Consider the following 10,619-nt stretch of genomic DNA (forward strand, 5'->3'; position numbering starts at 1 on the left):
CCCTCGAGGGGGAGGTGGGGACGCCTCTCCTTGCGCCATTCCTCCCCACACATTGTTCGAGAGCCGCGAGACGACATCGGCGGAAAGACCGAAAGCCTTGCCGACCTCGCGAATGGCCGAGCGCGAGCGATAGGAGACCACCGTCGCCGTGAGGCCGGCGCGCTCGCGGCCATAGCGCGCGTAGATATATTGCATGACCTCTTCGCGCCGCTCATGCTCGAAATCGACGTCTATGTCGGGCGGCTCGTTGCGCGCGGCGGAGACGAAGCGCTCGAAGAGGAGATCATGCTTGGTCGGATCGACCTCGGTGACGCCGAGGCAGAAGCAGATCACGGAATTGGCGGCCGAGCCGCGCCCCTGCGCGAGAATCTCCTTTGCGCGCGCGAAACGCACAATGTCGTGGACTGTGAGAAAATAGGCGGCGTAGCCGAGCTCGGCGATCAGCTTCAGCTCATGGCGCAGCAGCGCCTCGACCTTATCGGGAACGCCGTTCGGATAGCGCATCCTCGCGCCTTCGCGCGCGTAATATTCGAGCGCCTCCTGCTCGCTGGCGAAACCTTCGCGCAATTCGCTCGGATAATTATGCGCGAGCGCGTCGAGACGGAAGGAAAGACCTTCCAGAAAGCGCGCGGTCTCCTCCACCGCCTGCGGCGCCTGCACGAAGAGCCGCGCCATTTCTGCGCCGCTCTTTAGTGAGCGCTCGGCGTTGGCGGAGAGCAGATAGCCGGCATTATCGAGCGTCGTCTTCTCGCGCACGCAGGCGAGAACGTCAGCGAGCGGGCGTCGCTCGGGAACATGCATGTTCGGCTCGTTCACTGCGATGAGCGGCAGGCCGGTCTCGCGTGAGAGCGCGATGCGGCGGGCGAGGGCGGCGCGCATATCGACGCCATAGAGCGTGGTCGCCGCGAGCCACAGTCGGCCGCATGCGGCCGCGAGCAGGGCGGGGGGAAGCGCCGCGCCCTCCATCGCGATGAGCTGCTGGCCTTCGGCGAATTCCAGGAGATCGTCGAGGAAAAGGCGGCACTCGCCCTTCTGCGCGCGCATATTGCCGCGCGTCAGCAGCCGGCAGAGACGGCCATAGGCGGCGCGGTCCTTCGGATAGCAGAGAACATCCGGAGTCTCGTCGGCAAAGACGAGGCGCGCGCCAATGGCGAGACGAAAGCCGGGCGCTTCGGCCGCATGTTCGCGCAGATAGGAATGAGCGCGCACGACGCCGGCGAGCGAATTGCGATCGGCGACGCCTATGCCGATATGGCCGAGCGCCATCGCCTGCGCGACCATCTCCTCGGGATGCGAGGCGCCGCGCAGGAAGGAAAAATTGGTCGCAGTCGCGAGCTCGGCGAAGCGGGACATATGGGGATCATATCAGCAACCAGTGTGCGCCGCTCCTTCTCCCGCAGGGCGGGAGAAGGAGCGGCGCTGGTTCAGCTCTGCTCCTCGGACTTGCGTCGCCTCGCCTTCTTCGGCTCGCGCCGCGGGCCTTCCACAAGCCGCACCACCACGCCCCACAGCGTGCGCACATCCTGCTCGGTCATGTTCATGCGGTGAAACATATTGCGCAGATTGCGCGACATCACCGGCTTCTTCGTCTCGGGACGGAAGAATTGCCGCTCGTCGAGATGCTTCTCCAAATAGTCGAAGAAGGCCAGCGTCATCTCGCGGGTGGCGGGCGGCGAGCGCTCGGTGACGTCGAAGGGCAGCGTCTCGCCATGGGCGTAGCGGAACCATTCATAGCCGGTGAGCAGCACCGCCTGCGCCAGATTGAGCGAGGCATAGGCGGGATTGACCGGAAAGGTCAGAATCGAATCGGCGAGCGCGACGTCGTCATTGTCGAGCCCCGTGCGCTCCGGCCCGAACATCACGCCATGACGCTCGCCGGCTTTGATGCGCACGACTGTAGAGGACATTGCGGTCGCGGGCGTCACCACGGGCTTCACCTGTCCCCGCCCGCGCGCCGTCGCCGCATAGACGAAGGAAAGATCGGCGATCGCCTCGCGCACGCTCTCGTAGAGCTTGGCCGAATCGAGCAGATGCGCGGCGCCGGCGGCGGCCGCGTAGGAGGCCTCGCGATACACGGGATCGCGCGTCGGCCAGCCCTCGCGCGGCGCGACGAGCCGCAGATCGGAGAGCCCGAAATTGGCCATGGCGCGCGCGCACATGCCAATATTGACCGCGAGCTGCGGCCGCACGAGCACAATGGTCGGCCCGCCTTCGAGCTTTGGCTTGGTGTGGTCGGTTCCAGCGCCGGTCACGGGATCAATGCTCGGTCTCGCCCATTACGGCGCAAATCAATATCCTCTCGCTTTCAGTTCCGCGGCTCTCCTGTCGAGATGAGCGGCCACCTCTTCGTCGCTGTGCTCGCCCCCTTCGGCGAGCGACGCCTCAATCGTCTCGCGCAGCGCCTTCAGCTTCGCCTCGCGCTCCTCCACGAGGCGCAAGCCTTCGCGCATCACCTCGGTCGCCGAGGCGTAGCGGCCCTGCTTGACCAGGGAATCGATGAACTCTTCCCAATGCTTGCCGACGGATACGTTCATGGCGCGCCTCCTCGGCGGAGGATAACACATTATGCGCATAACGTGCTATTTCTGGCGTCGGTCGAATTTTCTCTCGGCCGAGCGCGCCGTAGGCGTCGGCGCCTGAACATTCGGCAGTAGTCGATCAAAATCGCCGTCACGAGACGCGCAAACCGCTTCGCCTCGCAGATTTGCCCATGGCGCCTGCTTTGCCTCGCGCGTTACGCGCGCTATAAGGCCGGCGGCTCACGCGGGGAGAGGCATTTCATGAGCAAGATCAAGGTCGAGAATCCGGTCGTCGAGCTCGACGGCGACGAGATGACCCGGATCATCTGGGCCTATATCAAGGACAAGCTCATCCATCCCTATCTCGATCTCGAGCTGCTCTATTACGATCTCTCCATTCAGAACCGCGACGCCACCAACGATCAGGTGACGATCGACGCCGCCGAGGCGATCAAGACTCACGGCGTCGGCGTCAAATGCGCCACCATCACGCCGGACGAAGCCCGCGTGCAGGAATTCGGCCTGAAGGAAATGTGGAAGTCGCCCAATGGCACGATCCGCAATATTCTGGGCGGCGTCATTTTCCGCGAGCCGATCATCGCCAAGAATGTTCCGCGCCTCGTGCCCGGCTGGACGCAGCCGATCGTCATCGGCCGCCACGCCTTCGGCGATCAATATCGCGCCGTCGATTTCCGCACGCCCGGCAAGGGCCGGCTCACGATGAAATTCGAAGGCGACGATGGGACGGTGATCGAGAAGGAAGTGTTCCGCTTCCCCGGCGCCGGCGTCGCAATGGCGATGTACAATCTCGATGAGTCGATCCGCGAGTTCGCCCGCGCCTCGATGAATTACGCGCTGAACCGCAAATTCCCGCTCTACCTCTCGACCAAGAACACGATTTTGAAAGCCTATGACGGGCGCTTCAAGGATCTGTTCCAGGAAGTGTTCGACGCCGAGTTCAAGACGCAATTCCAGGCCAATGGGCTCACCTATGAGCATCGGCTGATCGACGATATGGTCGCCTCGGCGCTCAAATGGTCCGGCGGCTATGTGTGGGCCTGCAAGAATTACGATGGCGACGTGCAGTCCGACACGGTGGCGCAGGGCTTCGGCTCGCTCGGCCTGATGACCAGCGTGCTGATGACGCCGGACGGCAAGACCGTCGAGGCGGAGGCTGCGCATGGCACGGTGACGCGCCATTATCGCGAGCATCAGAAGGGCCATGCGACCTCGACCAATTCCATCGCCTCCATCTTCGCCTGGACGCGCGCGCTCGCGCATCGCGCCAAGCTCGACGGCAATGAGGCACTGGCGCGCTTCGCTCTGACGTTGGAGCAGGTCTGCGTCTCCACGGTGGAGCAGGGCTTCATGACCAAGGATCTGGCGCTGCTCGTCGGCCATAATCAGAAATGGCTGTCGACCACCGGCTTCCTGGACAAGATCGATTCCAACCTCGCAGCCGCGCTTCAGGCAGGCAAATGAGACGCGGACGAAGTGATTGTGCTACCCGAGCGGCGCGGCTATATAGACGCCGCGTTCAGGCTTAGGGAGGATTCGCGGCCATGGCGGTGGATCTAGACGCGAGCTACAGACCGTCCGAGCAAGAAGATTTTATGAATGACCGGCAGCGCGAGTATTTTCGGCGCAAGCTGCTCGCGTGGAAAGACGAGATCCTGCAGGAGAGCCGCGACACGCTCGCCACTCTGCAGAGCGAGAACGAAAACCATCCGGACCTCGCGGATCGCGCTTCGTCGGAGACCGATCGTGCGATCGAGCTTCGCGCGCGTGACCGGCAGAGGAAGCTGATCTCCAAGATCGACGCCGCTCTGGCGCGGCTCGAGGACGGCACCTATGGCTATTGCGAGGAGACGGGCGAGCCCATTTCCTTGAAGCGGCTGGATGCACGGCCGATCGCCACCCTGTCGATCGAGGCGCAGGAGCGGCACGAGCGCCGCGAGCGCGTCTATCGGGACGACTGAAAGCGCTTTCTGCTTCTTCTGGATTTGAAACAAAACAGCGCCCGCGGAAAACATCCGCGGGCGCTGTTTTATTTTCAGGGCTTGGATTCCGGCCGGCCCAGCAAGCGGGCCATTTCGGCCTCCAGCGAGTCGAGCGGATCGACAGGCTCGGCGGGCGGCGGCGCGGGCTCCTCCGGCGCAGGCGGCGGGGGCGGTTCGACAGCCACGGGCTCCGGCGGCGGCTCAGGAGTGGGCAGATGCGGCGGCTCCTCGGGAGCGGGCGGCGGCGGAGGGGGGACCTCGGCGGCCGGCGGCGGGACGGGCGGCTTGGCGGCGCGCGACAGGAAAGGCGGCGGCGCGGGCCGCGGCGGGCGCGGCGTCGGGGTGAAGGGCGGCCGCTGCGGCGTGAAGCGCGGCGTTCCGGCGCGGGCAGGCGCCTCGGGCGCAGGCGGCGGAACGGGCTTGGAAGGCGGAGGGCCGAACAGATCCGGCGGCAGCGGCGCGAGACCGGCCGACGGAGGCGGCGCAGGCTCGACCGGCGGCTTGGGAGCCTCGCTCTCCACGGGCGAAGAGGCCGGGCCGAGCGTTGGCGGAAAAGACGGGGCCGGCGCAGGGGCGGGAGCCGGCGCCTGAGGCGCGGCGGAAGGGCCGAGCGGCCAGCCGGGGCCGGCGGAGGGCGCCTCCTTCTCGCGCGGACGCTGCTCGCGGATCTCGACGCGGCTGATCGACGCCTCGACCAGCAGATCATTCGGTCCGCCGATGAGTAGAAGATGCTCGACATTGTCCCGGCGCACGATGACCAGCTGCCGATCGCCATCGACATCGAAAGTATCGACGATATCGAGCCGGCGCGGCCGGTTGCGCGGCCCCGGAGCCTTGATGCGTCGTCCGAACAAGAGCCGGTAGATATAGACGAGCAGCAGCGCCGCGAACAGGAACGCGACAATTGCGGCGAGTATCGGCAGGAGCTGCGACTGTGTGATGCTGGACGGCATGAATCGATTTTTCTTTCGTCGTGACGCGGCGCGAGAATGCAGTCTATCAGCGTTGGACGCAAGCGCGCCTCAAAGGTTAAGCAATGGTTAATAGTGCATTCTTCGTGATTCGCGCTTGCGGAAAATGCGCAAGGACATTGCCATGCGCCCCGGCCGGGGCCATTGTTCCGCCTGATTCTGCCTGCGCCGCAGCGTTTGTGGGCGCAGGAGCCCATCCGACGGCGAGAGACGGCCCGAGATACGGCCAATGAGGCGGCCCATGAAACGATTCATGAGACGATTCCCGTGACCGACAGGACGGCGCCGCCCGCCTATGACCGCACCGAACGCCCCGGCAATGTCGGCCTGGTCCTCGCGCTCGCCATCGTCCTGGTGGGCTCGATCGTCGTGGCCTCGCTGCTGCCGGCGCCGGTCGCGCCCAAATTCGCCGTCGGCCTGCTGGCGCTGCTCGCTGTCGCCGGCGTGTTCTGCGCCTTCGCCTATGCTGTTGGATTTTTGCGCTTTCCGGGCCGTTCCGCGCGGCTCGACATCGCCCGCCAGATCGCCGATTCCTTCTCCGAGGGGCTGCTCGTCACCGAGGGCGACACGCAGATCGTCTACGCCAATGACGCCTATCTCGAGCTCTGCGGCTCGCGCGATCCGGCCGGGCTGCTGACGGTCGAACGTCTGTTCTCGGGGCCGGCGGAAGTGTCGGAGGCGATCTATCGACTGGCCCAGGCGGCCCGCGCCAAGCGCGCCCATGTCGAGGATGTGCGCCTCGTTCCGCCGCTCACCGGCGACGCCGAGGTCGGCTGGTATCGCATTCGCGTGCGCCCTCTCGAGCGCGATGGCGCGCGCCACACGAATCTGTGGACAGTCGTCGACGCCACCGCCGATCGCCAGCGCCAGGAGAATGTCTTCCAGGAGCTTCAGCACGCGATCGACTTCCTCGACCATGCGCCGGCGGGCTTTTTCTCGGCCGGCCCGGACGGGGCCATCTCCTATATGAACAAGACGCTGGCGGGCTGGCTCGGCTATGACCTCACGCAGGTCGGCTCGGGCGGGGTCTCGCTCGCCGATATCGTCGCCAATAATGGCTCGACTCTGCTGACCGCCATCACCGGCGGCTCGGGCGAGGTCCGCACCGCGCAGATCGACCTCGATCTGAAGCGCCGCAACGGCCGCTCGCTGCCGGTGCGGCTGCTGCATCGCGTCGCCTTCGGCCAGGACGGCGCGCCGGGCGCCTCGCGGACCTTGGTGCTCAACCGCACCGCCGGCGAGGAGCCGGAGGAGGATTTGCGCGCCGCCGAGGTGCGTTTCGCACGCTTCTTCAATTCGACGCCCATGGCGATCGCCGCCGTCGATCCGGACGGCAAGGTCACGCGCTCCAACGCCGCCTTCGCCAAGCTGCTGCCGCAAGCGCTGAAGGGCGCCGCCGCCTGGCCCGTGCTGGCCAGCGTCGTCGAGCGCGACCGCGTCGCGCTGAAGGACGCCATTGCCGCGGCTCTGGACAATCGCGGCGACGTGCCGCCCATCGACGCCACGCTGCAGGAGGAGGACGGACTGCCGACGCGCTCGGCGCGTTTCTTCGTCGCCCCCTCGGAGGACGCCGGCAAGAAGGGCGCGACCATTTACGCGCTCGACACCACCGAGCATCGCAAGCTGCAGGAGGGCTTCGCCCAATCGCAGAAGATGCAGGCGGTCGGCCAGCTCGCCGGGGGCGTGGCGCATGATTTCAACAATATGCTCACCGCCATCATCGGCTATTCCGACCTGCTGCTCGCCAATCACCGGCCGACCGATCCGTCCTTCCAGGACATTATCCAGATCAAGCAGACGGCCAATCGCGCCGCCGGCCTCACGCGCCAGCTGCTCGCCTTCTCGCGCCGGCAGACTCTTCGCCCGCAAGTGCTGCAGCTCGGCGACGTGCTGACGGAGCTGCAAATGCTGCTGCGCCGTCTCGTCGGCGAAAAGGTCGAGGTCGATCTCAAGCACGGCCGCGATTTGTGGTTCGTGAAGGCCGACATCAATCAATTCGAGCAGGTCGTCATCAATCTGGTGGTGAACGCCCGTGACGCCATGCCGGAATCGGGCGGACGCATCCAGCTGCGCACGCGCAATATCGCCGCGGGCGAATGCGCCGCCTTCGGCGAGGCCTCGCTCACGCCGGCCGAATATGTGCTGATCGAGGTCGAGGACAATGGCGCGGGCATAGCGCCGGATGTGATGGCCAAGATTTTCGAGCCCTTCTTCACCACAAAAGAGGTCGGCAAAGGCACGGGCCTCGGCCTCTCCATGGTGTTCGGCATCGTCAAGCAGTCGGGCGGATTCGTCTTTCCGGCGAGCGAGCTCGGGCGCGGAACCGTGTTCCGCATCTTCCTGCCGCGCCATGTGCCCGAGGTCGGCGAGATCGCCGCCAAGCCCGAGGCCGCCAAGCCCGCCACCGATTACACGGGGCAGGGGACGATCCTGCTGGTGGAGGATGAGGACGCCGTTCGCGCCTTCGCGGCGCGGGCGCTGGGCTCGCGCGGCTATAATGTGATGGAGGCCGCCTCCGGCCTCGAGGCGCTGGAAGTGGTGGAGCGCGAGGGCCAGCGCATCGACCTCATCGTTTCCGATGTGGTGATGCCGGAGATGGATGGGCCGGCCATGTTCGCCGAATTGCGCAAGCGCGGCGTGACGGCGAAGGTGGTGTTCGTCTCGGGCTATGCCGAGGAGGCTTTCGCCAAGAATCTGCCAGAGGGGGATTTCGGCTTTTTGCCCAAGCCCTTCAGCCTGAAGCAGCTGATCGAGACGGTGAAGGCGAGCCTGGGGTGAGCTGACAAATGTCAATCGATGTTTTACAGTAGCGGCAGGATCAGTGATCGCGAGCTTTCGGCACAAGGGTTTGAAGCGGCTGTTCGAGCAGGATGATCCAAAGGGCGTCAGCGCCGACCAAGTCCGCAAGATCAAGCAGATCCTCGCTCTGCTGGACATTGCCGAAACTCCGGCGGACCTGGAATTGGCGACTTTTCGGCTGCATGCGCTCAAAGGTGAGCTGCGTGGCTTCTGGTCGATCACGGTTCGCGCGAATTGGCGGATCGTTTTTCGTTTGGAAAAGGGAGAGGTCTCAGATGTCGACCTCATCGACTATCACTGAGCGAGGCTGATCATGGCGATGAAAAACCCTCCTCATCCGGGGCAGACCATCGGAGACAGCATCGAGGAAATGGGCGTTTCTGTGAGCGAGGCGGCAAAAGCTCTCGGCGTCACCCGGCAACAGCTGCATAACATCATAGCTGGGCGATCGGCGATAACGCCCGAGATGGCGTTCCGTCTGGAGGCGGCGCTCGGGAGCACGGCTGATGCTTGGCTTCGTCTGCAGGCGAACCATGACCTCTCGCTGGTGCGCGCCAGAGCAGGGTCGATCAAGGTCGAACGGCTCGTCCCTAAATCCGCGTGAAAATAGACGGTCGCTCATCTCTCATGCCATGACGAAAGGCGGGAAATCGCCTATATCCGCGTTATGACCCGCACGGCGCTCTACACTGGTTCCTTCGACCCGCTGACCCTCGGCCATTTGGACGTGATCCGGGCCGGGGCGAGCCTCTGCGACCGCCTCGTCATCGCCATAGGCGCGCATCCGGGCAAGACGCCTCTGGTCCCGCTCGCGCAGCGCGTCGTGCTCATCGAGACGGTCTGCGCCGGGCTTGCGGAGGCCGCTTCCTGTCGCTTCGAGGTGGTCTCCTTCGCCGGCCTCGCGGTGGAGGCGGCGCGCGACCATGGCGCCGGGCTGATCCTGCGCGGATTGCGCGACGGCTCCGATTTCGACTATGAAATGCAGATGGCGGGGATGAATCTCGCCATGGCGCCGGAGATCAGAACCATTTTTCACCCTTCGTCTCCGGCGGTCCGGCACATCACCGCGACGCTCGTGCGGCAGATCGCCTCGCTCGGAGGCGATGTCTCGGCCTTCGTTCCGCCAGAGGCGGCCGAAGTTCTGCGCCGCGCGCTCTCCGGACGCTGACAAAAACAACGCAAAGGGAGGCTCGATTGCCTATCGATCGCCGCAGCTTCACGCTCGCCGCTCTCGCCGCCGCCGCGCTTACCGGCCCGGCCAGCGCGGAGGACGCTCCGCCCCATACGCTCTACCTCGACACCAAGGACGGCCGCATCGTCATCAAGCTGCGCGCCGATATCGCGCCCAAGCATGCGGCGCAGATCGAGACATTGGCCAAGCGCCATTTCTACGATGGAATCGTGTTCCACCGCGTCATCGACGGCTTCATGGCGCAGACCGGCGATCCGACCGGCACGGGCATGGGCAAATCCGACCTGCCGAATATTCCGGCCGAATTCTCCAAGGAGAAATTCGTGCGCGGCACTCTGGGCATGGCGCGCAGCCAGAGCCCGGACTCGGCCAATTCGCAATTCTTCATCTGCCTCGCGCCGGCGCGCTATCTCGAAGAGCAATATACGGTGATCGGCGAGGTCGTCTCCGGCATGGATGTCGTCGACAAGATCAAGAAGGGCGACAAGGCCGACAATGGAAAAGTGTCGAGCCCCGACAAGATCATCAAGCTGCGCCTCGCCGGCGACAATAGCTGATCGCGTCTTTCGCGCTGCGATCCGAGCGCCGCGGCCCTCGGATTGCTTCGCCGGGCGAAATGTAAAACCGACAGGAGTGGACATGTCCGAAGCCGAAAATCTGAAGCTCGAGACGACGCAGGGCGACGTTTTGATCAAGCTGCGCCCCGATCTCGCGCCCAATCATGTGGCGCATATCAAGAAGCTCGTCTCCGAAGGCTTCTACGATGGAATCGTGTTCCATCGCGTCATCGACGGATTCATGGCGCAGACCGGCTGTCCGCACGGCACCGGCGCCGGCGGCTCGAAATATCCGGATTTGAAACAGGAGTTCAACGCCGAGCCGCATGTGCGCGGCACCTGCTCCATGGCGCGCGCGCAAAACCCCGACTCCGCCAATTCGCAATTCTTCATCTGCTTCGACGACGCCCGCTTCCTCGACAAGAAATATACGGTGTGGGGCCAGGTGATCTCCGGCATGGAGAATGTCGACAAGATCAAGCGCGGCGAGCCGGTGAAGGACCCGGACAGGATCGTCAAGGCCTCGCTGGTCTGATTTTCCGCCGCCAATGAAAGTTCGCGCTCCCTTCTCCCGCTCGCGG

The 10,619-nt window shown here is 64.8% G+C and carries 12 protein-coding genes; 8 read left to right on the top strand and 4 right to left on the bottom strand.

Going from position 1 to position 10,619, the window contains the following annotated elements; translation table 11 throughout:
• The 3 genes from A1351_RS21665 to A1351_RS21675 all read right to left on the bottom strand — a co-directional run.
• Nucleotides 1–1,353: PHP domain-containing protein (locus A1351_RS21665; RefSeq protein ID WP_157096437.1), on the bottom strand; the 1,353-nt coding region annotated here is incomplete at its 3' end.
• Nucleotides 1,354–1,424: 71 nt separating this feature from the next.
• Nucleotides 1,425–2,252, bottom strand: a complete 828-nt coding sequence (locus A1351_RS21670) for an RNA methyltransferase (RefSeq protein ID WP_024880018.1) — start codon at nucleotides 2,250–2,252, stop codon at nucleotides 1,425–1,427.
• 36 nt (nucleotides 2,253–2,288) lie between these two features.
• Nucleotides 2,289–2,534, bottom strand: a complete 246-nt coding sequence (locus tag A1351_RS21675; RefSeq protein ID WP_064033895.1) for a type II toxin-antitoxin system ParD family antitoxin — start codon at nucleotides 2,532–2,534, stop codon at nucleotides 2,289–2,291.
• 246 nt (nucleotides 2,535–2,780) lie between these two features.
• Between A1351_RS21675 and A1351_RS21680 the strand changes: the two genes are divergently transcribed.
• Together A1351_RS21680 and dksA are read left to right on the top strand one after the other, a co-directional pair.
• On the top strand, nucleotides 2,781–4,001 hold the full coding sequence (locus A1351_RS21680; protein ID WP_064033896.1) for an NADP-dependent isocitrate dehydrogenase: 1,221 nt from the start codon (nucleotides 2,781–2,783) through the stop codon (nucleotides 3,999–4,001).
• Between the two features lie 80 nt (nucleotides 4,002–4,081).
• On the top strand, nucleotides 4,082–4,498 hold the full coding sequence (gene dksA, locus A1351_RS21685) for an RNA polymerase-binding protein DksA (RefSeq protein ID WP_024880015.1): 417 nt from the start codon (nucleotides 4,082–4,084) through the stop codon (nucleotides 4,496–4,498).
• Between the two features lie 74 nt (nucleotides 4,499–4,572).
• On the opposite strand, the gene A1351_RS26060 is transcribed toward dksA, so the two are convergent.
• Nucleotides 4,573–5,472 (bottom strand): flagellar biosynthetic protein FliO, encoded by a 900-nt coding sequence (locus A1351_RS26060; RefSeq protein WP_064033897.1) that lies wholly within the window; start codon nucleotides 5,470–5,472, stop codon nucleotides 4,573–4,575.
• A gap of 285 nt (nucleotides 5,473–5,757) precedes the next feature.
• Between A1351_RS26060 and cckA the strand changes: the two genes are divergently transcribed.
• The 6 genes from cckA to A1351_RS21720 all read left to right on the top strand — a co-directional run bounded on the left by cckA (nucleotide 5,758) and on the right by A1351_RS21720 (nucleotide 10,573).
• Nucleotides 5,758–8,268: a cell cycle histidine kinase CckA gene (cckA, locus tag A1351_RS21695; RefSeq protein WP_024880013.1), complete on the top strand. Its 2,511-nt coding sequence runs from the start codon at nucleotides 5,758–5,760 to the stop codon at nucleotides 8,266–8,268.
• A gap of 43 nt (nucleotides 8,269–8,311) precedes the next feature.
• On the top strand, nucleotides 8,312–8,590 hold the full coding sequence (locus A1351_RS21700) for a type II toxin-antitoxin system RelE/ParE family toxin (RefSeq protein ID WP_024880012.1): 279 nt from the start codon (nucleotides 8,312–8,314) through the stop codon (nucleotides 8,588–8,590).
• Nucleotides 8,591–8,602: 12 nt separating this feature from the next.
• On the top strand, nucleotides 8,603–8,893 hold the full coding sequence (locus A1351_RS21705; RefSeq protein WP_024880011.1) for a HigA family addiction module antitoxin: 291 nt from the start codon (nucleotides 8,603–8,605) through the stop codon (nucleotides 8,891–8,893).
• 63 nt (nucleotides 8,894–8,956) lie between these two features.
• Nucleotides 8,957–9,457 carry a pantetheine-phosphate adenylyltransferase gene (coaD, locus tag A1351_RS21710; RefSeq protein WP_024880010.1) on the top strand — a complete coding sequence of 167 codons (501 nt, stop codon included), beginning with the start codon at nucleotides 8,957–8,959 and terminating at the stop codon, nucleotides 9,455–9,457.
• Nucleotides 9,458–9,483: 26 nt separating this feature from the next.
• Entirely contained in the window at nucleotides 9,484–10,038 is a 555-nt protein-coding gene (locus A1351_RS21715) for a peptidylprolyl isomerase (RefSeq protein WP_024880009.1), read from the top strand.
• Nucleotides 10,039–10,120: 82 nt separating this feature from the next.
• Nucleotides 10,121–10,573, top strand: coding sequence for a peptidylprolyl isomerase (locus A1351_RS21720; RefSeq protein ID WP_024880008.1), 453 nt, complete (start codon nucleotides 10,121–10,123; stop codon nucleotides 10,571–10,573).
• Nucleotides 10,574–10,619: the final 46 nt, after the last annotated feature.

Source organism: Methylosinus sp. R-45379 (assembly GCF_001644125.1).
Classification (GTDB): Bacteria; Pseudomonadota; Alphaproteobacteria; order Rhizobiales; family Beijerinckiaceae; genus Methylosinus.

Coding starts and splice junctions, on each gene's coding strand:
- coaD (WP_024880010.1), top strand. CDS start 8,957: ATGACCCGCACGGCGCTCTACACTGGTTCCTTCGACCCGCTGACCCTC.
- A1351_RS21705 (WP_024880011.1), top strand. CDS start 8,603: ATGGCGATGAAAAACCCTCCTCATCCGGGGCAGACCATCGGAGACAGC.
- A1351_RS26060 (WP_064033897.1), bottom strand. CDS start 5,472: ATGCCGTCCAGCATCACACAGTCGCAGCTCCTGCCGATACTCGCCGCA.
- A1351_RS21720 (WP_024880008.1), top strand. CDS start 10,121: ATGTCCGAAGCCGAAAATCTGAAGCTCGAGACGACGCAGGGCGACGTT.
- A1351_RS21675 (WP_064033895.1), bottom strand. CDS start 2,534: ATGAACGTATCCGTCGGCAAGCATTGGGAAGAGTTCATCGATTCCCTG.
- dksA (WP_024880015.1), top strand. CDS start 4,082: ATGGCGGTGGATCTAGACGCGAGCTACAGACCGTCCGAGCAAGAAGAT.
- A1351_RS21680 (WP_064033896.1), top strand. CDS start 2,781: ATGAGCAAGATCAAGGTCGAGAATCCGGTCGTCGAGCTCGACGGCGAC.